18 protein-coding genes and 1 riboswitch are annotated in these 21,345 nt (G+C 72.7%); of the genes, 9 read left to right on the plus strand and 9 right to left on the minus strand.

The window, feature by feature from the left end; all coding sequences use genetic code 11:
- Positions 1-46: 46 nt before the first annotated feature.
- Positions 47-3,337 carry a BTAD domain-containing putative transcriptional regulator gene (locus ABCS02_RS04505; protein WP_345834398.1) on the minus strand — a complete coding sequence of 1,097 codons (3,291 nt, stop codon included), beginning with the start codon at positions 3,335-3,337 and terminating at the stop codon, positions 47-49.
- Between the two features lie 57 nt (positions 3,338-3,394).
- Here ABCS02_RS04505 and ABCS02_RS04510 point away from each other — a divergent pair, with 57 nt between their 5' ends.
- The 3 genes from ABCS02_RS04510 to ABCS02_RS04520 all read left to right on the plus strand — a co-directional run bounded on the left by ABCS02_RS04510 (position 3,395) and on the right by ABCS02_RS04520 (position 4,891).
- Entirely contained in the window at positions 3,395-3,976 is a 582-nt protein-coding gene (locus tag ABCS02_RS04510) for a class I SAM-dependent methyltransferase (protein ID WP_345834399.1), read from the plus strand.
- 172 nt (positions 3,977-4,148) lie between these two features.
- Positions 4,149-4,382 carry a hypothetical protein gene (locus tag ABCS02_RS04515; protein WP_345834400.1) on the plus strand — a complete coding sequence of 78 codons (234 nt, stop codon included), beginning with the start codon at positions 4,149-4,151 and terminating at the stop codon, positions 4,380-4,382.
- Positions 4,379-4,891 (plus strand): type II toxin-antitoxin system VapC family toxin, encoded by a 513-nt coding sequence (locus ABCS02_RS04520; protein ID WP_345834401.1) that lies wholly within the window; start codon positions 4,379-4,381, stop codon positions 4,889-4,891. Before ABCS02_RS04515 ends, ABCS02_RS04520 begins: the two co-directional genes overlap by 4 nt.
- A gap of 1 nt (position 4,892) precedes the next feature.
- Here the strand turns inward: ABCS02_RS04520 and ABCS02_RS04525 are convergent, their stop codons facing one another.
- Together ABCS02_RS04525 and ABCS02_RS04530 are read right to left on the minus strand one after the other, a co-directional pair.
- Positions 4,893-5,510 carry a CoA-binding protein gene (locus ABCS02_RS04525; protein ID WP_345834402.1) on the minus strand — a complete coding sequence of 206 codons (618 nt, stop codon included), beginning with the start codon at positions 5,508-5,510 and terminating at the stop codon, positions 4,893-4,895.
- Positions 5,507-6,805 carry an O-acetylhomoserine aminocarboxypropyltransferase/cysteine synthase family protein gene (locus ABCS02_RS04530; RefSeq protein WP_345834403.1) on the minus strand — a complete coding sequence of 433 codons (1,299 nt, stop codon included), beginning with the start codon at positions 6,803-6,805 and terminating at the stop codon, positions 5,507-5,509. Before ABCS02_RS04530 ends, ABCS02_RS04525 begins: the two co-directional genes overlap by 4 nt.
- Before the next feature lie 122 nt (positions 6,806-6,927).
- Positions 6,928-6,992: riboswitch (guanidine-III (ykkC-III) riboswitch) on the plus strand.
- A gap of 11 nt (positions 6,993-7,003) precedes the next feature.
- On the opposite strand from ABCS02_RS04530, the gene ABCS02_RS04535 reads away from it, so the two are divergent.
- On the plus strand, positions 7,004-7,318 hold the full coding sequence (locus tag ABCS02_RS04535) for a multidrug efflux SMR transporter (RefSeq protein WP_345834404.1): 315 nt from the start codon (positions 7,004-7,006) through the stop codon (positions 7,316-7,318).
- Between the two features lie 16 nt (positions 7,319-7,334).
- Here the strand turns inward: ABCS02_RS04535 and ABCS02_RS04540 are convergent, their stop codons facing one another.
- The 3 genes from ABCS02_RS04540 to ABCS02_RS04550 form a co-directional block, all read right to left on the minus strand.
- Entirely contained in the window at positions 7,335-8,375 is a 1,041-nt protein-coding gene (locus ABCS02_RS04540; RefSeq protein WP_345834405.1) for a putative sulfate exporter family transporter, read from the minus strand.
- 472 nt (positions 8,376-8,847) lie between these two features.
- On the minus strand, positions 8,848-10,470 hold the full coding sequence (locus tag ABCS02_RS04545; protein ID WP_345834406.1) for a S53 family peptidase: 1,623 nt from the start codon (positions 10,468-10,470) through the stop codon (positions 8,848-8,850).
- Positions 10,471-10,528: 58 nt separating this feature from the next.
- Entirely contained in the window at positions 10,529-12,154 is a 1,626-nt protein-coding gene (locus ABCS02_RS04550; RefSeq protein WP_345834407.1) for a phospholipid carrier-dependent glycosyltransferase, read from the minus strand.
- A gap of 25 nt (positions 12,155-12,179) precedes the next feature.
- Between ABCS02_RS04550 and rsmI the strand changes: the two genes are divergently transcribed.
- Positions 12,180-13,001, plus strand: a complete 822-nt coding sequence (rsmI, locus tag ABCS02_RS04555; protein ID WP_345834408.1) for a 16S rRNA (cytidine(1402)-2'-O)-methyltransferase — start codon at positions 12,180-12,182, stop codon at positions 12,999-13,001.
- A gap of 50 nt (positions 13,002-13,051) precedes the next feature.
- On the opposite strand, the gene ABCS02_RS04560 is transcribed toward rsmI, so the two are convergent.
- The gene (locus ABCS02_RS04560) at positions 13,052-13,447 is read right to left on the minus strand and encodes a PIN domain-containing protein (RefSeq protein WP_345834409.1); all 396 of its coding nucleotides are present in this window, start codon (positions 13,445-13,447) and stop codon (positions 13,052-13,054) included.
- On the minus strand, positions 13,444-13,737 hold the full coding sequence (locus ABCS02_RS04565; protein ID WP_345834410.1) for a hypothetical protein: 294 nt from the start codon (positions 13,735-13,737) through the stop codon (positions 13,444-13,446). Before ABCS02_RS04565 ends, ABCS02_RS04560 begins: the two co-directional genes overlap by 4 nt.
- 134 nt (positions 13,738-13,871) lie before the next feature.
- Between ABCS02_RS04565 and metG the strand changes: the two genes are divergently transcribed.
- The 4 genes from metG to ABCS02_RS04585 are packed head-to-tail and all read left to right on the plus strand — an operon-like array spanning position 13,872 to position 18,218.
- Positions 13,872-15,461, plus strand: a complete 1,590-nt coding sequence (metG, locus tag ABCS02_RS04570; RefSeq protein WP_345834411.1) for a methionine--tRNA ligase — start codon at positions 13,872-13,874, stop codon at positions 15,459-15,461.
- Positions 15,458-16,387 (plus strand): TatD family hydrolase, encoded by a 930-nt coding sequence (locus ABCS02_RS04575; RefSeq protein WP_345834412.1) that lies wholly within the window; start codon positions 15,458-15,460, stop codon positions 16,385-16,387. The genes metG and ABCS02_RS04575 overlap by 4 nt, the downstream gene beginning before the upstream one ends.
- The gene (gene rsmA / locus ABCS02_RS04580; RefSeq protein ID WP_345834413.1) at positions 16,384-17,229 is read left to right on the plus strand and encodes a 16S rRNA (adenine(1518)-N(6)/adenine(1519)-N(6))-dimethyltransferase RsmA; all 846 of its coding nucleotides are present in this window, start codon (positions 16,384-16,386) and stop codon (positions 17,227-17,229) included. The genes ABCS02_RS04575 and rsmA overlap by 4 nt, the downstream gene beginning before the upstream one ends.
- 44 nt (positions 17,230-17,273) lie before the next feature.
- Positions 17,274-18,218, plus strand: a complete 945-nt coding sequence (locus ABCS02_RS04585; protein WP_345834414.1) for a 4-(cytidine 5'-diphospho)-2-C-methyl-D-erythritol kinase — start codon at positions 17,274-17,276, stop codon at positions 18,216-18,218.
- A 267-nt stretch (positions 18,219-18,485) separates the two neighbouring features.
- Here the strand turns inward: ABCS02_RS04585 and ABCS02_RS04590 are convergent, their stop codons facing one another.
- On the minus strand, positions 18,486-21,341 hold the full coding sequence (locus ABCS02_RS04590) for a LuxR C-terminal-related transcriptional regulator (protein WP_345834415.1): 2,856 nt from the start codon (positions 21,339-21,341) through the stop codon (positions 18,486-18,488).
- Between the last annotated feature and the right edge of the window lie 4 nt (positions 21,342-21,345).

Genomic DNA, 21,345 nt, shown 5'->3' on the forward strand with positions numbered 1-21,345 from the left:
TCCTGCGGAGGGGTGCGGCGGCCGCTTCATGTATGGCAAGGGCCCGTCAGACCCGAATCTCCCCCAGCAACTCCAACCCCCGCACCGCCGCCGCATCCCGCCCGATCGCCGCCGAGGCCGCCTGCGCCGCCGCCAACCGCTCCTCGCCCCACGTCCGCCGCACCCGCTCCGCGAGCGCCGGCCGGTGGAGGCTCTCGATGTCCTGCCGCGAGTTCGCGCGCGCCGCCAGCGCGAACAGTTCCAGCCCCGTGTCGACCCACTCGTCGCCGTGGGCCGCGCCGACCTCCGCGTCGAGCATCCAGATCGCCACACCGAGGAGGCCGGTGCCGATCACGGGCTTGTCGAGGTACGACGGGCTCAGCCGGGCGTTCACCAGGACGCGCACCCGCAGCCGGCGGACCGCCTCCGCGGTCTCGGTGCCGGTGAGCGGGTCGTCGTCCGGCATCCCGGCCTCCTGCGCCCGCAGCCGCGCGGCGACCAGGGCAGCGCCCAGGATGGTCAGCCACGGGTTCGCGACCGCATCGCGCTCGACGGCGGTGTCGTCCGTGTAGACGCCGATCGCCTCGTCGTACAGGCGCACACCGCGCGCGTAGTCGCCCTCCGCCAGCGCGATCTCCGCCATGCCGGCGAAGCCGATCCCGTAGTAGTCGACGTAGTCGAAGCCGGTGCGGTCGACCTCCTCGTGGAGGTAGTCCTCCAGCAGGGCGCGCCCACGGTCCACGTCGCCGGCGGAGATCGAGTTGACCGCGATCAGCCAGTCGAGCTGGCGGAGGTCGCCCGCCGCGCGCAGCGTCGCGAGGCCCTCGTGGGCGCTCGCCGCCCAGGCGAGCGCCTCGTGCGGGTGCGCGAGCTGGCTGTGGAGCTGGGCCAGGCTCTGCGCGGCCGACGCCCGCGACCAGGTGTCCTGCGCCTCGATCGCCTTCTCGTGCGCCCGCGTCGCGCTCGCGAGCGCGTCGTCCAGTTCGCCCGCGTTCTCCTGCAGCTGCGCGGTCAGGAGGCTGCCCATCGCGGCGAGCTCCGGGTCGGCCGACCGGCTGAACTCGGCGAGCAGGCGCATCCCGGGCTCCACGTGCCCGGCGGCGAGGACCAGGCTCGCGATCGCGCCGAGCCGCGGGTCGGCGAAGGGCGCGCCGCGGCGGAGCCGGCGCAGGCGCGAGATCGCGCGGACCGCGGTGCGCAGGCCCGCGTAGAGGAAGGTGCCGCCGATCAGCGCGTAGCAGGCGGCCGCGGCCTCCCGGTCGTCGCCCTCCGGCTCCCAGCCGGCCAGCGCGTCGAGCACCGCAGCGCCGAAGCCCAGCACCTCGGTGTGGGTGCTGCGCAGGGACCAGTAGTACGCCAGCACCGCGAACACCGCGGCCGTCGTCCCCGGCCGGTCGCCGTCGATCGCCGAGCGGAGCACCGCGACCAGGTTGTCCTGCTCGGCGGTCACGAGGGCGAAGGTCGGCACCTGGTCCGGGCCGTGCATGTGGGCCATCGCCTCGCGCGCGAAGGCGACCGCCCAGGCGTCCACTCCGGCCTGCACGTCGGCGGCCTCCCCGGCCGCGGTCAGCTCCAGGTCGCCGAACTCGCGGACGGTCTCCAGCATCCGGTAGCGCAGGATGCCGGTGTCCTGGTCCTCCGAGACGGTCACGAGCGACTGGGCGACGAGCGCGTCGAGATCGTCGAGCACCGACGCCGCTCCGGCTCCCGCGACCGCCTCCGCGGCCTCGGCGCTGAAGCCGTCGGGGAAGGCCGAGAGCCGGCGCATCAGGGCCTGCTCCGACGCCGCCAGCAGGTTCCAGCTCCAGTCGATCACCGCGAACAGGGTGCGGTGGCGTTCCGGCGCGGTGCGCTCGCCGCCGGTCAGCAGCGCGAAGCGGTTGCCGAGCCGCCGCTCGATCTCCTCGACCGACAGCGAGCGCGTGCGTGCGGCGGCGAGCTCGATGGCGAGGGGGAGGCCGTCGAGCCGCGCGCACAGCCGGGCCACGGCCTCCGGCGGCAGCACGACGCCCGGGCGCGCGGCCGTGGCGCGCTCCCGGAAGAGCTCGACCGCCGGGCCGTCGTCGTCGGAGGGCAGCGGGCCGAGCGCGTAGACCCGCTCGGCGCCGATCGCGAGCGGGGCGCGGCTCGTGGCGAGCACGCGCACTGTCGGGGTGGCCGACAGGATGTCCTCCACGTAGGCGGCGGCCGCGTCGATGATGTGCTCGCAGTTGTCGACGATGAGCAGCGTCTCGCGCTCGGAGAGCAGGCCGAGGATGCGCGAGCGCAGGTCGAGCTGGGCTCCCGGCTCGGCCAGGCGCGCGGTCCTGGCCTCCCGGATGCCGAGCGTGGTGGCGAAGGCCAGCTCGACGTCCGCGCCGGTGCGCACGCTGGCGAGCTCGACCAGGACGACGGCGGGCGTGTGGATGGCGCGATGGCCGACTTCGTGGGCCAGCCGGGTCTTGCCGAGGCCGCCGGCGCCGAGGATCGTCGTCAGGCGGGAGGTGGCGACCAGGTCCTCCACGGCCTCCAGATCGTACTCGCGTCCCACCAGGGCGTTCGGCGCGGTGCGCAGTCCGACCCGGACCCGGCGCGGCGAGGCGGGCTCGCGGTCGTGCTCCTCGCCTTCGTCCTCCTCGGCGAGCAGGCGGGCGTTCAGGGCGACCAGCTCAGCGCCGGGACGCGTGCCGAGGCGTTCGCGCAGGGCCTCCGCCAGGTCGGCGTACGCGAGCAGGGCGTCGCTGCGGCGGCCGGCGTCGGCGAGGGCGCGGATGCGCTCGGCGTGCAGGGACTCGTCCAGAGGTCGCAGGCGCAGCAGCTCGTGGAGGTCGGCGAGGGCTGTCGTGGTGTCGCCACTCTCCCGGGCGGCGCGGGCGCGGGCGACGAGCAGTTCGGCGCGGAGCTCGGCGGCGGTCCGCGCCAACTCCTCGCCGAGACGGGAGCCGGCCAGCTCCAGCCCCGGCTCGCCGCGCCAGAGCGCGAGGCCGGAATCCGCCTCGCGCAGCGCGTCGCAGTGCGCGTCGGCGGCCAGAGCGCCGCGGGCCCGTTCGAGGTGGTGCGCGGCGAGGTCCAGGTCGGTGCCGTGCGCGCCGACGGCCAGCGCGTAGCCGCTCGGCGTGGACTCCAGGATGCCGTCGGCGCTGCTCGTGCGCACCCGGGAGACCAGAGTCTGCAGGGCCGCGCGCTCCTGCCGCGGGGGAGCGTCGTCCCAGAGGTCGTCGACGAGCCCGGGGACCGAGCGGCCGCCCGGGGCGAGCGCCAGCGCCACGATGAGGCTCTTGCCGCGCGTGCCGGACGGCTCGGCGAGCGCGCCGGTGCGGTCCTCGACGAGCACCGGGCCGAGCACGGCGACGCGGGGACGAGAGGGCGCGGAATCCACCTGCCGATTTTAGCCAGGACCGGGCGTTCCGTGCCGCGCCGCGCGTAGGCTTCGGGCATGGCGTTCGACTGGTCGCACTTCTACGAGAAGCAGGGCGGACGCGGCGTCCGGCCGACCTTCGAGTCGGCGCTCGCGGCGTGGGACGGGCCGGCGGGGACCGCCGTGGACCTCGGCTGCGGCGACGGAGTCGAGACGCGCGACCTCGCCGAGCGCGGCTGGCAGGTGCTGGCCGTGGACTCCGACCCGGCGGTGGACGAGCGCGTGCGCGCGGGGCTGGACCCGGAGGCCTCCGGCCGCGTGTCGACGCGCTGCGCCACCTTCGAGGCGCTCGGTGAGCTGCCGCGCGCCGAGCTCGTCTACGCCGGTTTCGCGCTGCCGTTCTGCGACCCGACGCGGTTCCCCTACCTGTGGGCGGACATCCGGGACGCGATCGAGCCCGGCGGCGTGTTCGCGGGCGAGCTGTTCGGGCCGCACGACGAGTGGTTCGGGCGGCCGGGGATGAACTTCCACGACCGCGCGGGGGTGGAGGCCATGCTCACCGGGCTGGAGGTCCTGCGGCTGGTCGAGGACGACCGGCGCGGGATGTCGTTCGAGGGGCCGAAACACTGGCACGTGTTCCACATCGTGGCGCGGGCGTGATCGCCGGGACGCGCTCAAAACTCCTCCACAGCCGCTGACTCCCGGCGACTTCTCCACTGATTTCTCCCGAGCCGTTTCCGCAGGCCTCCGCCCGCCCAGGATGGACACATCGCATCCACCCCCAAAAAAAAGGAGACCTGCACAATGCCACCCCCGCTGCTAAACTGCATGCATGCCCATTTCAATCACCATCCGCTCCGTTCCGGACGAGGTCCGCGACGAGCTCGCGGCGCGTGCGGCGCGCTCGGGGCGATCACTTCAGGAGTACCTCGTGCATGAACTCACCCGTCTCGCCGGCAAGCGCACGGTCGACGACGTCCTCGACAGCATCCGCCGCCGCGCGGAGCACTTCCCGCCCCTCGACCGCGAAGCCGTGGCCGACATGATCGCCCGGAGCCGCGAATGACCGCGGTGGCGGCCGCCGTGCGACGCACGGCGGCCCTCACCGCGCACCCCTCGGCGGCGTCCGCCGATCCATTCCCGCACGACCTCGGCCTTCCGGAGACGGTGATCGTCGACACGTGCGCCGTCATCGACCTCCTCACCGACCCCGGCGAGAACGGCCGTGCCGTGGCCGAGCGTCTGCGCGGCCGCGACCTGGCCGCCCCCGATCTGATGTTCGCCGAGGCGGCCAACGTCCTGCGCAAGCTGCGGCTGCGGGGCGACCTGAGCGATGGCGAAGCCTCGATGGCCTACGCCGAGCTCCTGGAGCTCCCCATCGAGCCGTGGCCGTTCGAGACGGTCGAGCAGCGCGTGTGGGATCTCCGGGGCAGCCTGAGCGGGTTCGACGCGACGTTCGTCGCGCTGTCCGAGCTGCTCACGGCCCCGCTCGTGACGACCGACAAACGGCTCACGCGAGCGATGGAGTCGCTGCCCGCGGTGAAGGGAGGTGGGCTGAAAGCAGTCGACCGATAGGTCAGCGCAGCGTCTTGCGGGCGGTGATCTGACCGGTGTCGAAACCGAGCAGGTGGAGTCCGCCGTGGAAGCGGGCGTGCTCGATCTTGATGCAGCGGTCCATCACGACCGTGAGGCCGAGCGACTCGCCGTACTCGGCGGCCTCCTGGTTCCAGATGCCGAGCTGCACCCAGACGGTCGGCGCGCCGACGGCCACGGCCTCGTCCATCACACTGGGGATGTCGCTCGCGCGGCGGAACACGTCCACGATGTCCGGCACCTCGGGAAGGGAGGCGAGATCCGGGTACGCCTTCTGCCCCAGGATCGTGTCGGCGTTCGGGTTCACGAAGTACACGCGGAAGTCGCTCGACTGCTGCAGGTACGTCCCGACGAAGTAGCTGGAGCGCGCCGGGTTCGCCGACGCGCCGACGATCGCGACCGACTTCGCGGCGCGGAGGATGCGGAGACGCTCCTTGGCGTCGGGGCCGGTCCAGGTGCGCTGCGACTTCAGGAGCTTGGCGAGGGGCGAGTCGGACGGGAGGGAGCAGCTCAGGCCGTTGACGAGCTGGACCTCGGTCGTGGTGGCGCTGCCGGCCTCGCCCGTGGTCGTCGCTGACGTCGTCGCGTTCGCGGTCGTCATGCTGCCGCCTCCTTCGCCGCTGCGCTGAGCGCTTGGTCCAGATCGTAGATGATGTCGTCCACATCCTCGATGCCGACGCTGATGCGCACGACGCCGGGGAGCACACCGGCGTCGAGGAGCTGCTGCTCGGTGAGCTGCGCGTGCGTCGTGGAGGCGGGGTGGATGACGAGCGTCTTCGCGTCGCCGATGTTCGCGAGGTGGCTCGCGAGGTTCAGCGACTCGATCAGGCGCTGACCGACCTCGCGTCCGCCCTTCACGACGAACGAGAACACGCTGCCCGGGCCCTTCGGGAGGTACTTCTGCGCGCGCCCGTGATGCGGATGCTCGGGGAGGCCGGCCCAGAAGACCTTCTCGATCCGGGGGTCCTGGTCGAGCCACTCCGCCACCGCGCGGGCGTTGTCGACGTGCGCCTGGATCCGGTAGGGCAGCGTCTCGACGCCCTGTGCCAGCAGGAACGCGGAGTGCGGGGCGAGCGACGGGCCGATGTCGCGGAGCTGCTCGGCGCGGAGCCGGGTGAGGAAGGCGTACTCGCCGAAGTTGCCCGACCACTGCAGTCCGCCGTACGACGGCACCGGCTGGCCGAACAGCGGGAACTTCTCCGTGTGCCAGTCGAAGCGGCCGCTCTCCACGACCACGCCGCCGAGCGTCGTCCCGTGGCCGCCGAGGAACTTCGTCGCCGAGTGGATGACGACGTCCGCGCCCCACTCGATCGGCCGGTTCAGGTAGGGCGTGGCGATGGTCGAGTCGATGATCAGCGGGACGCCGGCGGCGTGGGCGACCTCGGCCAGCCCCTCGATGTCGGCGATCTCGCCGGACGGGTTGGCGATCGTCTCGGCGAACACGAGCTTGGTGCGGTCGGTGATCGCCGCCGCGTAGTCGGCCGGGTCGGAGCTCTGCACGAACGTCGTGTCCAAGCCGAACCGGCGCAGCGTCACGTCGAGCTGCGTGATCGAGCCGCCGTAGAGGTTGGCCGACGCCACGATGTGGTCGCCGGCCCCGGCCAGCGACGCGAAGGTGATGTATTGCGCGCTCAGCCCGCTCGCGGTCGCGACGGCGCCGATGCCGCCCTCCAGGCTCGCGACGCGCTCCTCGAACGCGGCGACCGTGGGATTCTCCAGCCGGGAGTAGATGTTGCCGTACTTCTGCAGGGCGAACCGCGCGGCGGCGTCCGCGGTGTCGTCGAACACGAACGCGCTGGTCTGGTAGATCGGCAATGCGCGCGCCCCGGTCACGGGGTCGGGGATGTTGCCCGCGTGGATCGCACGGGTCCGGAAGCCATATTCGCGATCAGCCATGCCGCCACGCTACCCGAGGCCGCAGGAGCCGGTCGGGCGGACGCCGTAACACGCGGTCATCCGCATCAGGCCCGCGCGGCGGCCGTGCACCGGGCATGCTCAGGGTGCGTCGCTACCCTGGAGGAGATCGCACGACCGCGATCCCGGACGACGGTTCAGTACCCGGCACGCGACAAGACTGGCCAAGGAGTCGTCATCGTGTCGTGGATCGTCCTCATCCTCTCCGGCGTGCTCGAAGCCGTCTGGGCGACGGCCCTCGGGAAGTCGGCCGGATTCACCCGCCTCTGGCCGTCCGTGGTGTTCGTCGTCGGCCTCCTCGCCTCGATGGGCGGCCTCGCGTACGCGATGCGCGAGATCTCCACCGGCACGGCCTACGCGGTCTGGGTCGGCATCGGCGCGGCGCTCACCGTGCTCTACGCGATGGTCTTCGGCGGCGACGGCTTCTCGATCGTGAAGCTCCTGCTCATCCTCGGCCTGGTCGGCTGCGTGGTCGGGCTGAAGCTCGTGCACTAGCCCGCGGGATCAGCGCTCAGGCGGCCGACACCCACACCGCGCCGAGCGCCAGCGCCGCGATCAGGGCCCACGACAGCAGCCCCGTCGCGAGCGCCCGCCAGCCCGTTCCGAGGAGGGTGCGCAGCCGGACCGCCGTCCCGAGGCCGAAGAGCGCCATCGCGAGCAGGATCGTCTGCAGCGTGTCGGCGCCGTCCGTCACTGCGGCCGGGAGCGGGACGAACGAGCGGATCAGCACCGCGGCGATGAAGCCCGCGACGAACAGCGGGACGACCGCCGGGCGCTTGACGCTCGGGTCGCCCTCCACCCGGCGACGGCGCTCGACGATCGCCGCGATCGCGACGGTCGGGGCGAGCATGAGGACGCGGGTGAGCTTGACGACAATCGCCACGGATAGCGCGGCCGGTCCCGCGATCTGCGCCGTCGCGACCACCTGGCCGACGTCGTGGACGCCGCCGCCGACCCAGTGACCGAACTGCACGCCGGAGAGGCCCAGGGGATGCCAGAGCAGCGGCAGCACGAAGATCGCGAGCGTTCCGCACAGGGTCACCAGCGCGACCGGGGTGGCGGCCTCCTCGTCCTTCGGCTTCACGACGCCGCTCATCGCGCCGATCGCGGACGCGCCGCAGATCGAGAATCCGGTCGCGATCAGCAGCGGCTGGTGCTCCGGGAGGCGGAAGAGCCGGCCGATCAGGAAGGTCCCGGCGAAGCTGAACACGACGATCCCGACGGTCGTCAGGATGGCGACCCAGCCGAGCCCGGCGATGTCGCCGAGGCTGAGCTTGAGGCCGAGCAGCACGACGCCGATCCGCATCAGCCGCTTCGCGCTCACCGCGAGGCCGGGGGCAAGCACCCCGCCGAGGGCGCCGCGCGCGGCCGGGATCTGTCCGACGACGATCCCCAGCACGACCGCCGCCGTGAGCAGCGGCACCGCCGGCGCCAGCCAGTGGATGCCCCACGCCGCGGCGGCGGCGAGGGCCGCGACGGCGACGCCCGGCAGCCACGCGAGCGAGGAGCGGGCGGGGGAGGGCGCGGGCGGAGTGGCGGGTGAGGTCACCATCCCATTCTTGCGTCCCCGCACCCCCGCCCTGACACGGCCCGTCCGGCGGCCGGCTCGCGAGTCCCGTCCCGTCGCCGACAGGGGTCGCAACACGCCGCTACTCCGTACCCGTCACGGCGTGTCGCGACCCCGCGTCGCGGCGGCCGCCGCCGCCGCTGTCGCGGAGCGCACCGAGTAGCGACCGGGGGTCGCAACACGCCGCGTCTCCGCACCCGTCACGGCGTGTCGCGTCCCCGCGTCGCGGCGGCCGCCGCCGCCGCTGTCGCGGAGCGCACCGAGTAGCGACCGGGGGTCGCAACATGCCGCTCTGCCGCACCCGTCACGCCGTGTTGCGTCCCCCGTCGGTGGTCGAGGGGCGCCGACGGTCGTCGGCTGCCGCGCGGCAGTGGGGACCGAGCATCTACCTGACAGAACACGCCGCGTGGCTGCCGGGCGACGCGGCGTGTTCTGTCGGATGGTTCGTGCGAGCGGGTCAGAGCGCCGACAGGAGGCGGGCGCCGTCGGGCACGCCGAGGCCGGTGCAGGCATCCCAGCCGGACCCTGCGGTGTAGGCGCCGTTGTTTCCGGACGTGATGTCCCGGAACCCCGCGGCGACCTGTCCGGCTCGGATCGAGTCGTACAACTTCGGCTGCACCAGGCCGAAGCGGGTCCCGGTGGACTGCGCCAGCCGGGCGATCAGCGCGGCCCACAGCGGCGCGACCGCGCTGGTGCCGCCGATGACCATGTCCTTCCCGTCGACGCGGACCTGGTAGCCGGTCTGCGGGTCGGCCACGGCCGACACGTCGGGCACCCCGCGGCCGCCCTTTTTCGCGGCGCCTCCCGCGTGGGTCCCGGCGTGGGGCTTGGGGGCGCCTCCCGCGTGGGCCCCGGCGGGGGCGGGCGGCACGCCGACGTTCTGCTGCCACGTCGGCAGCGCGAAGACGTCGCTCACGCCGCCGCCGGTCGCGCCGTTGCCCGTGCCGTTGTTCCAGACCGTCTCCGAGGTGACCGCGCCGGTCGACGGGTCCGCCTCCAGCCGGGTGCCCCCGCAGGCGAGGGCGTGGGGGGAGGAGGCCGGGAAGTCGACGTGCGCCTTGCCGTCGCCGACGCGGTCGGTGCTGCCGTCGTCGCCCGCCGCCACGGTCGTGGTCACGCCGAGGGCGGCGGCGTCCTGGAGGGCCTGGTCGAAGGCGTTGCGGGCCTGGGCGGTCCACTGGTCCTCGGACTGGCCCCAGCTCACGCTGATCACCGCGGGGGTGGGGGTCGCGTGCGCGGCGGTGCTCACGGCATCCAGGAAGCCCGCGTCGGTGTTGGGTGCGAAGTACACGAGCAGCGTGGCGCCGGGGGCGAGGGCGCCGGCCACCTCGATGTCGAGCATGACCTCCCCGTCCGCCCCGTTGGGGTCCTGGCCGGGGACGTTCGCGGCGCCGTCCACGCCGACGGCGGTCACGGACGGCGAGGGGATGCCGAGGCCGGCGAAATACGTGTCGAGGTCGGCCTGCACGTAGCCGCCGCCCAGCTCGATGATGGCGATGGTCTGGCCGCTGCCGTCCGTGCCCGCGGGGAAGTCGTAGACCTTCCCGAGCTGGGGCGGCGTGTAGCTGGTCGTCACCGCGGCGGCAGGAGTCAGCCGGAACTGGGCGCGCGCCTGCGGCCGGTCGTCGAGCCCGAGCACCGCGGTCACGACGCCGTCGAGCTGGGCCGGGATGCTCAGGCCGCCGGAGCGCTGCCGGAAGCTCGGCGCGTCCTCCCCGGCGTCGGCCGGCCGGGCCTCGGCGAGGTCGGTGCCGAACACGCGGGCGAGGATGGAGACCGGGCCGGACACGCGCACGCGCCGTTCGGCCGCGTTCTCCTCGTCGATCGTCACGCCGAGGCTCTTGAGGGTGGAGGTCACGAGCTGGAGGTCCTCCGGCGAGGCGCCGTAGCGGTCGCCGAGCTCCTGCGTGGTCAGGTGCGACGTGAAGGCGTCGTCGGGAAGGGGCGCCCGGCGGCGCAGGATCAGCGTCGCCTCGACGGGCGTGTCGGGAGCGAGGGCTCCGTGCGTCTGGAAGCCCGGCCGTTCGGGCCGTTCGCTTCCGGGAAGGGGGACGAGGTTCAGCGGCTCTTCGGCATCCATACTGAACGGTCTACCACCGGGAGCCGACAGTGGCATCCCCTCGTTCCGAGCGGGGAACTCAGACCCAGCTCGGCAGCCACATGTGGATCTGCCAGAACCAGAACGGCACCTGTTGCGCCGTCCAGATCGGCCAGAAGAACGCCGAGACGACGGTCGCCAGACCGAGGAACACCGCCGTCCAGGCGATCCCCGTGCGCCGACGCCGCTCCGGGTCCGTGCGTTTGCCGAGCACCAAAGCGATGACCGCCGCGAGGGCCAGGATCAGGTACGGCTCGAACGCGATCGCGTAGAACTGGAAGATCGTGCGGTTGATGTAGAGCAGCCACGGCAGATACCCCGCGGCGAGCCCGGTGAGGATGACGCCGACCTGCCACTCGCGGTAGCGGGCGAGCCGGTAGACCAGGTAGAACACCGCGGCGGCGGCCGCCCACCAGATGATCGGGTTGCCGAGCGACGTGATCGCCGCCGAGCAGCCTCCCGGCGCGGTGCAACCTCCCTGGCCGTACGCGTTGCCGGTGTAGTACATGCTCGTCGGCCGGATCATGAACAGCCAGGTTAGCGGGTTGGCCTGATACGGGTGCGGCACGTGGAGGTTGATGCTGTAGTTGTACATCTCCGACTGGTAGTGCCAGAGGTTCTGGAACCACAGCGGCACCCAGGAGAGGCCGCCCGTCCACTGCGTGTGCACCGACTGCGCCCACTCGCGGTAGTAGCCGCCCTTCGTCACGAGCCATCCGGTCCAGGTCGCGACGTAGGAGACGAACGCGATCGGGACCATCAGCACGAATGTCGCGGGCGCCTGCTTGAGCAGGGCGCCGCTGATGTAGAACGCGACGCCCTCCCGGCGCCGGGCGACGATGTCCACGACGACGATGTAGACGGCGAAGAACGCGAGGAAGTAGAAGCCGCTCCACTTCACGCCGGCGCAGAGCCCGGTGAGGATGCCCGCGGCGATCAGCCACGGGCGCCACCAGAGCACGGGTCCCCAGGAGGGGTCGCGCCCTGCGCTGCGGGCGGCGAGCAGCTTCGCGGCGAGCCGGTTCGCGTGCCAGCGCCGGTCGAGCAGGATGCAGCCGAACGCGAGCAGCGCGAAGAACATCACGATGTTGTCGAGCAGCGCGACGCGGCTCATCACGATGGCGTGGCCGTCGATCGCGAACAGGAAGCCCGCGATCGTGGCGACGATCGTGGAGGAGAACATCGCCCGGGCGATCAGGAACACGATCAGCACCGCGAGGATGCCGACGACAGCGGTCGACAGCCTCCAGCCGAACGAGTTGCCGGCTCCCGTCGCGGCCATCCCGAGCGCGATGATCCATTTGCCGAGCGGCGGATGCGCGACGAACGACGGCGAGGACTCGAAGATGTTCGTGTTGCCCGCGTTGAACGACTGGTCGGCCTTGTCGGGCCAGCTCCCCTCGTAGCCGAGGTGGAAGAGGCTCCAGGCGTCCTTGACGTAGAAGGTCTCGTCGAAGACGAGCACGTGCGGGGTGCCGAGGTCCCACAGCCGCAGGATGGCGGCGAGCAGTGTGACCGCGATCGGCGCGCCCCAGTACCAGAGCTGCAGCCGCTGCGGTGTGCGCAGGACGCGCGCCCACCAGTCGTCGAGCCGGCTGCCGGTGCGGGCCGGCGCGGCGTGCGTGGCCGGCAGGGCGCCGGTCGCGGCGATGTCGGGGGAGGTCACCAGGACATCCTGACATACTGGACCCATGATCATCCTCGCCGCGACGCCGATCGGAAACCTCGGCGACGCCTCCGCCCGCCTGGTCGAGCTGCTGGGCTCCGCGACCGTGGTCGCCGCCGAGGACACCCGCGTCACGCAGCGCCTCCTGGCGGGCCTCGGCGTCGAGAACCGGCCGCGGCTGATCGCCCTGCACGAGCACAACGAGCGCGACCGTGCCGCCGAGCTGGTGGAGCTGGCCCGCGACCAGGACGTGGTGGTGCTCTCCGACGCCGGGATGCCCACGGTCTCCGACCCCGGCTTCCCGCTGGTGGAGGCCGCGGCCGCCGCCGGCGTCGGCGTGACGGTCGTTCCCGGTCCGAGCGCGGTGCTGACGGCGCTCGCCGTCTCCGGCCTCCCGACCGACCGCTTCACGTTCGAGGGCTTCCTGCCGCGCAAGCACGGCGAGCGCACGTCGGGGCTCCGGGCGCTCGCGGGGGAGCAGCGCACGATGGTCTTCTTCGAGTCGCCCAACCGGCTCGGCGCTTCCCTTACTGACTTGGCGGACGTCTTCGGCGCCGACCGCCGCGCCGTGGTGTGCCGAGAGCTGACCAAACTGCACGAGGAGGTCCGCCGCGGAACGCTCGCCGAGCTGGCCGAATGGGCGGCCGACGGCGCACGCGGCGAGATCGTCGTGGTCGTCGCGGGCGCCCCGGCCCGGGAGGCCGACCCCGCCACCGCGCTCGCCCAGGTGCAGGCCCTCGTCGCCGACGGCGCCCGCCTCAAAGAGGCCGCCGCCGAGGTAGCCGAGGCCACCGGCCTCTCCCGCCGCGACCTCTACCAGGCCGCCCTGGCCGCGAGACGTGCGTAGCTGCGGGAATCCGGGGCCGGATTCCCGCAACGAGTCACGTCTCGGCGGGGTCAGTTCGGGAGTAGGACTACTTCGACGTCGGGGAACCGGCTGAACCCGGCGTCTCCCGTCAGGAGGGGCACCCCGACGGCGTAGGCGTGCGCAGCGATCAGTGCGTCCTTCTGCCTGATCGCCTTTCGGGGCTGCGCCGTGAGGGGGCCGTAGCCGTCCGATGCGGCACGGTCGAAGTCCAGCCAGAAATCCGGGAGTTCGTCCAGCGTCCGGATCAGCTCTTCGCGTTGACTCGCGGCGGCGTGATGGCGGCGGTCGCCGCGGAACACCACCAGTCCCTGCGCCAACTCGCCTCGGCAGATCATGGACGAACGATAGGCGCCGATGTCGTCGATGACCTCGCTCGGAAGCCCGCTGATCAGAATGCTGGTGTCGAGCATGCCGAGGATCGTCACCGCGCGTCTCCGACCGTCTCCTCATTGCGCGCCGCGCTGACACGCCGGAGCTCGTCGGCGACGACGTCGGGATCGGACAGCCGCGCGAGCAGCCGAAGTCGGGTCTTTGCGGCTTCGAGGGCGGCCTGGGGCTCCTGGCCCGTCTCGTCGCTGACCGGAATGAATGCCGCGCTCACACGTCCGTGCGTCGTGACAGCGGCGCCGGAGTGGATGTAGTGAGCGGGATTGGCCTTGAACGTGCTTATCGGCACATGCGGGAGCAGGTCGATCTCGGCGGCGGTGAGGGTCATTTTCTGCTCCGTTCGTGTCAGTCGGCTCTAAGTTACAACTTTCAGCTCCGAAATAGCCCGGAAGTCTCCAACCGACCGTCCGGCGGTCGGTAACAACGGCGAGGAGGGTCGCGCGCGGCCGTAGGATGGTCAGCATGTCCGACGGCTCCGCGTTCTACATCACCACGCCGATCTTCTACGTCAACGACGTCCCGCACATCGGGCACGCCTACACGGAGGTCGCCGCGGATGTCCTCGCGCGCTGGCACCGTCAGGCCGGCGACGACACCTGGCTGCTCACCGGCACCGACGAGCACGGGCAGAAGATCCTGCGCACCGCGACCGCAAACGGCACCACCCCGAAGGAGTGGGCCGACCGGCTGGTGACGAACGAGTGGCTGCCGCTGCTGAAGACCATCGACATCGCCAACGACGACTTCATCCGCACCACCGACGAGCGGCACGAGAAGAACGTGCAGAAGTTCCTGCAGAAGCTGTACGACGACGGCTTCATCTACGCGGGCGAGTACGAGGCGCTGTACTGCGTCGGCTGCGAGGAGTTCAAGCCGCAGAGCGAGATCGTGGACGGCACGGGGGAGTACGAGGGCCAGAAGGTCTGCGCCATCCACTCCAAGCCGCTGGAGCTGCTGCAGGAGAAGAACTACTTCTTCCGGATGAGCGACTTCGCCGACCGCCTGCTCGCCCTCTACGAGGACCGCCCGGAGTTCGTGCAGCCGGAGTCGGCGCGCAACGAGGTCGTGTCGTTCGTCCGTCAGGGGCTCAGCGACCTGTCCATCTCGCGGTCGAGCTTCGACTGGGGCATCAAGGTGCCGTGGGACGAGTCGCATGTCGTCTACGTGTGGTTCGACGCGCTCCTCAACTACGTGACCGCGGTCGGCTACGGCCAGGACGACGAGACCTTCGAGCGGCGCTGGCCGGCGACGCACCTGGTCGGCAAGGACATCCTCCGCTTCCACGCCGTCATCTGGCCCGCCATGCTGATGGCCGCGGGCCTGGAGGTGCCGCACCGCGTGTTCGGCCACGGCTGGCTGCTGGTCGGCGGCGAGAAGATGTCCAAGTCCAAGCTGACCGGCATCGCGCCGACACAGATCACCGACACCTTCGGCTCCGACGCGTTCCGCTACTACTTCCTGCGCGCGATCAACTTCGGCCAGGACGGCTCGTTCAGCTGGGAGGACCTCGCCGCGCGCTACCAGGCGGAGCTCGCCAATGGCTTCGGCAACCTGGCGTCGCGTGTCGTCGCGATGGTCACGCGCTACTTCCAGGGCGTCGTGCCGCCGGCGGCGAGCTACGAGGAGGCCGACCTCCACGTGCAGCAGGTCGTCGCGAAGGCCACGGCCGACGCCGACGCCGCGATGAGCACGCTCGCGATCCACGACGCGCTCGCCGCGGTGTGGACGGTGGTGGACGAGCTCAACGGCTACATCACGATCCAGGAGCCGTGGTCGCTGGCGAAGGACGACGCCAAGCGCGAGCGCCTGCAGACGGTGCTCTACACGGCGGCGGAGGGCCTCCGCGCGCTCGCGGTGCTGCTCTCGCCGGTGATCCCGAAGGCGACGGCGAAGCTGTGGACCGCGCTCGGCGTCACCGCGGAGCTCGGCCCGCTGGACGCGCAGCCGCTGCGGAAGGCCGGCGACTGGGGGCAGCTCCCCGCCGGCACCGAGGTCAACGGGCTCGAAGCGCTGTTCCCGCGGATCGAGGCGGACGTGGTGCAGGGGGCATGACCGACCCCGCGTTCATCCGGCAGCGACACGTCACGGACGGTCGCGACCTCGCGTACCCGCCGCTGCCGGAGGCGCTGGTCGTGCCCGTCTACGACAACCACACCCACCTGGAGATCGCGGACGGGAACGACCCGCTCGACTACCGCGAGCAGCTCGACCGCGCCTCCAGCGTCGGCGTGCGCGGGGTCGTCCAGGTCGGCAACGACGTGGAGACCTCCCGCTGGTCGGCGGAGATGGCGGCGATCGAGCCGCGCATGCTGGCCGCCGTCGCCCTCCACCCCAACGACGCGCCCGACTACGCCGAGCGCGGCGAGCTGGACGACGCCCTCGCGGTCATCGCCGAGCTGGCCGGGCGGCCGCGCGTGCGTGCCGCCGGGGAGACCGGGCTCGACTTCTTCCGCACGGAGGCCGGGCCGCGCCGCGACGCGCAGCTCGCGTCCTTCGAGGCGCACATCGAGATCGCGAAGCAGAACGGCATCGCCCTCCAGATCCACGACCGGGACGCGCACGCCGCCGTCGTTTCGACGCTGAAGCGGGTCGGCGCGCCCGAGCGCACCGTCTTCCACTGCTTCTCCGGCGACGTGGAGCTGGCCGAGATCTGCGCGGACAACGGCTGGTTCATGTCCTTCGCCGGGAACATCACGTTCAAGAACGCGCCGAACCTCCGGGCGGCGCTTCGGGCCGCGCCGCGCCACCTGATCATGGTCGAGACCGACGCGCCGTTCCTCACCCCGATGCCGTACCGCGGCCGCCCGAACGCGCCGTACCTGATCCCGCACACCTTGCGGGCGATGGCCGAGTACCTGGAGACCGACGCCTCCACGCTCGCGGCGCAGATTAACTCCAACACCGAGCTCGTCTACGGCCGCTGGGACAGCGAGCCGGTCGGGCAGCCGCCGTCGGGCCCGATCGGGACGATCGCGTGAGCGAGCTGCGCCTGCTCGGGCCGGCCGAGATCCGCGACCTCGCCGAGCTGCTCGACGTCACCCCGACCAAGAAGCTCGGCCAGAACTTCGTCATCGACGGCAACACCGTCCGCCGCATCGTCCGCGTGGCGGAGGTGGAGGCGGGTGACGTCGTGGTGGAAGTCGGGCCCGGTCTCGGCTCCCTCACGCTCGGCCTGCTGGAGACCGGCGCGCGCGTCGTCGCCGTGGAGATCGACCGCCGTCTCGCCGCGCAGCTCCCGGTCACGGTCGAGCAGCTCGCGCCCTCCGCGGCCGGGCGGCTGACCGTCGTGCACCAGGACGCGCTCACGGTGACGGAGCTGCCGGAGCAGCCGACGCGGCTGGTCGCCAACCTCCCGTACAACGTCTCGGTGCCCGTGCTGCTGCACTTCCTGGAGACCTTCCCGACCCTCCGCTCCGGAGTGGTCATGGTGCAGGCGGAGGTCGGCCACCGCATCGCCGCCGGCCCCGGCTCCAAGGTCTACGGCGCGCCCAGCGTCAAGGCCGCCTGGTACGGCGACTGGCGCACGGCGGGCAACGTCAGCCGGCAGATCTTCTGGCCGGTGCCCAACGTGGACTCGGTGCTCGTCGCCTTCGATCGTCGTGCGGAGCCGCGCGGCGACGAGGGCCTCCGCCGCCGCACGTTCGCCCTCGTGGACGCCGCCTTCCAGCAGCGTAGGAAGACCCTCCGGCAGTCGCTGTCCGTCGTCTTCGGCGACCCCACGTCCGCCGCGACTGCGCTGGAGGCCGCCGGCATCAGCCCCTCGCTCCGGGGCGAGCAGCTCCAGCTCGACGACTTCGTGAGACTCGCCGGAACCCCCTGATCGCGTGGTCCGCGCGGCGGCCCCGCGGTGTGTAGGTTTGAGGCATGGTCGAGGCTGGTACGGGGTGGGACGTGGATGCCGTGCATGTGCGTGCGCCGGGCAAGATCAACGTGTTCATGCGCGTCGGCGCCGTCCGCGACGACGGCTACCACGACGTCGCGACCGCCTACCAGGCCGTGTCGCTGTACGAGGACGTCCGCGCGTACCGGGCCGACGACTTCTCGGTCAGCTTCTCGGGCAGCGTCGACACGAGCGGCCTGGCGACCGACGGCACGAACCTCGCCATCAAGGCCGCCAAGCTGCTGGCCAAGAAGACCGGCCACACCGGCGGCGTCCGGCTGGAGATCGACAAGCACGTCCCGATCGCGGGCGGCATGGGCGGCGGTTCGGCCGACGCCGCCGCGACCCTGGTCGCGTGCGACGCGCTCTGGGGCACCGAGCTCGGCCGCGAGGAGCTGCTCGCCCTGGCCGCGCGGCTCGGCGCCGACGTCCCCTTCGCGATGGTCGGGGGCACGGCGATCGGCACGGGCCGCGGCGACCGGCTCAGCCCCGCGCTGGCCACCGGGCAGTTCCAGTGGGTGCTCGCGCTGCCGGAGGGCGAGCTCAGCACTCCGGCCGTCTACAGCGAGCTCGATCGGCACCGGCAGCGGCACATCGGCGAGATCGCGCCGGCCGAGCGCAGCCCGAGCGTCGACGCGGAGATCCTGCAGGCGCTGCGCGCTGGCGACCCGGCGATGCTGGCCGAGGCGCTCACGAACGACCTCCAGGCGCCGGCGATCCACCTGGCCCCGAGCATCGCGGAGGTGCTGGAGCTCGGCGAGCTCAACGGCGCGCTCGCGGGCATCGTGTCCGGCTCAGGTCCGACCGTGGCCTTCCTGACGGCTGACCTCGACAACGCGCTCGATCTGCAGATCGCGCTGAGCGCCTCCCGCATCCGCGCGGTGCGGGCGACCGGTCCCGTGCACGGGGCGCGGGTCGTCGGCGACTGAGGCACGGCCCGACCCGCCGAGCACCCTGGAAGCCGGGCCATGTCGGGCCACATCCCGGCGATCCAGGTGTACTCGGCGCTGGTGAGGCGCACAGGCGCGCGTTCGGGCGGGCGCCGGAGCCCGAGGACGCCCGATCCGCAGCGCACGTCGGGTTGAGACGATTCGTTGATCTGAGTCGCATCCGTGCGGGTGCGGGTCGGGCATCCCGGGTGAGAACCACGTTAGCGAGCGGGGTGCGTGTCCTCATAGTGGGGGACCGCAAAACCGTCAACTCTTGACGGGTCGGTCGCTTCTGACGGGCCGGCGACGGGGGAGGGCGAGCGAGCGCAGCTCCCGGCGGGAGCGCATCCCGAGCTTCGCGAGGATGTTGCGGACGTGGAAGTTGACGGTCGTGACCGAGACGTACAGCCGCTCCGCGATCTCCTTGTTGGTCATGCCGGCGGCCAGCGCGTGGGCCACCTGCCGCTCGCGCGTCGTGAGCGAGGCGAGCGGGTCCCCGATGCCGTCGTCGGAGCCGCGCTCGCCGTCGGCCGTGCCGCTCAGGGCCGAGCGCAGCGCGTCGAGGTGCTGCGCGGCCCTGGCGAGGTAGCTGCTGGCGCCGAGGCTGCGGAAGGTCGTGGCGGCGGCCTCCAGGAGGGTCTCGGCGTCGTCGCCTGCGTCGGCGTCCGCCGCGAGCAGTCGGCCGGCGTCCAGCGCGGCGACCGCCTCGGGGAACGCGAAGCGGCACTCCTGCGCGGCCTCGCGGTACGCAGTCACGGCCTCCGCGATCCGGCCCTCTGCCTCCAGCACCCGGCCGTCGAGCCAGCGCAGCGAGCCGTAGTAGGGCCGCCACAATCCGGGTGCGGCGCAGCGCTCGTAGGCGAGGCGCGCCTCGGCCGCGCGGCCCAGCGTCGCGAGCGCGTCGACGCGGTACGTGAGCCAGCCGAGGGTGGAGGCGCGCGTCGCCGCTGCCTCGGCGTCGACCGTCGCCCGGAGCTGCTCCTCCGGCCGGCCGAGGGCGCGGGCCAGCTCGGCCCTGGCGAGGAACGGCAGGTCGCCGTCGTAGGAGCCGGTGAACCGCGGGTCGGCCCGCGCGGCCGAGCGCAGCCGCTCGCCCACCGGGTCGGCCTCCCCGCGTCCGGCGCGGACCAGGGCGGAGGTCCAGAGGGCGATCGGCCAGCCGGACAGGTCGGTCTCGTCCAGGGCCAGCGCCACGGCGGTGTCGGCCAGCGTGACCGACTCCTCCCACTCGCCGACGAGGAAGAGGATGTGCGCGTAGATGGTGCGGGCGAAGCCGGCGGTCCAGCTCGACGGGAAGCGGCGGAGAAGCTCGTTCGCTCTGGCCAGATCGGCGCGGGCGTGCTCGACGTCGCCGCCGAGGATGGACACCCGGGAGCGCGCGACGAGCGCGTCGACGGCGGCGGGCGACTCGTGGTGCGCCAGCACCTCGTCCAGCTCGGCCGTGAGCGGCGCGAACAGGTCGGGCCGGCGCGCGTGCGCGGCCGAGTTGAGCGCCCAGCCGAGCAGCCGGACCAGGTGCTCGTCGGGCTCGGCGAGCCAGCGCAGTGCCGGGTCGGCGACCTCCTCGGGCCGCGGGCACTCCGCGATGTGCGCGCGGGCGGTCTCCAGGTGGTCGAGGACGCCGGCGAAGTCGCCCATCGCCATCAGCACCTTCGGGATCGCCTCGGCGACGTGGGTGCGGATCGCGCGCTCGTCCGGCGTGGTCGCGGGCGCGGCCTCCAGCTTCAGGGCCAGCTCCAGGGCGCCGGGCACGTCGCGGGAGAGGGTGCGCAGCTCCAGCAGCACCGCGTCGCGCGTGGGCGACGGCGCCAGGGCCTCGATCGCCGGCCGCAGCTCCAGGATCTGCTCGTGCAGGCGGAACCGCATCGCGAGCAGCCCCAGCTCGATCAGCGCGCGCTCCAGCTCGCCGTCGGTGGCCAGGTGCATCGCCGAGCGCGCGTAGCTCATCGCCTGCTCTGCGTGGCCCTGGTCGGCGGCGGCCAGCGCGGCGGTGAGCAGCTCGTCGACCAGCAGCGGGTCGGCGGTGTCGGCGGCCTCCACCCGGTGGCGGAGCGCGCGGTGGCCGTCCAGCACCTCGGCGGCGACCCGGTGGATGGCGACCCGGCGCTCCACGTTCAGCTCGGCGGCGAGCGCGTCGGCGAGCAGGGCGTGCGCCGGCTCCACCCAGAGCACGCCGTCGCGGGCGCGGCCGAGGACGAGCCCGCGCGTCACGGCGCCGGGGAGGTCGAGTTTCGCGCCGAGGCGGGCGGCGATGCTGCCGACGACGGGTGCCGGCAGCGGGTCGCGCAGCACGGCGACGAACTCGGCGGCGGTCCGCACGGACGGGTCGGCGCCCTCCAGCGCGGCGGAGATGGCCGACGCGAGGGGCATGATCGCGGTGTCGGGGAGGTCCCAGCCCGCGGGATGCAGCGCCTGCTCGAACGTGTCGCGGAGCTGGCCGAGCAGCACGCTCAGCAGCAGCGGGGAGCCCTGGGTCGCCTCGGTGAGCCGGGTCGCCGTGCGGCGCGAGATGGCATGGCCCAGGAGGTGCTCGGCGAGCTCCTGCGTGTCGGAGACGGTGAGCGGGGTGAGGTCGATCCTGGCGTGGTTGACCGAGGTCGCCGCGAGGTCGTCGAACAGGGCGGTCACGCTGTTCGGCTGCGGGCGCGAGGCCGCGGTGAACAGGAAGCCGCGGTCGGACAGCCTCCGCACCACGAAGCGCAGCGCCCGCGCCGAGGGCTCGTCCACCCACTGCGCGTCGTCCACGACGAGGCACACCGGCCCGGTAAGCCCGTCGATCGCGTCGAGGAGCAGCCTCCCGACGGTGAGGGCGTCGTCCTCCGGGCCGGGAGGGCGGATCGTGGCGTCATCCGCACCGCGCAGCGCGGTCAGCCCCCGCACCAGCGTCTCGACGGTGGCGTACGCGAGGTCGGACTCGAACGAGTCGGCGCTCACCCGCAGCACGGTCCAGCCGTCCAGCCGCTCGGCGATGTCGGCGAGCAGGGAGGTCTTGCCCAGCCCCGCCTCGCCGGTGACGAGCACGGCGCCGCCGCGGTCGATCGCGCGGTGGGCGACGAGCAGGATGGTCTCCCTCGCCCGGTCGCGTCCGAAGAGTGGGCGTACGATCGCCAGCTCGTCGGTCACGGTC

Source organism: Microbacterium sp. X-17 (genome assembly GCF_039615055.1).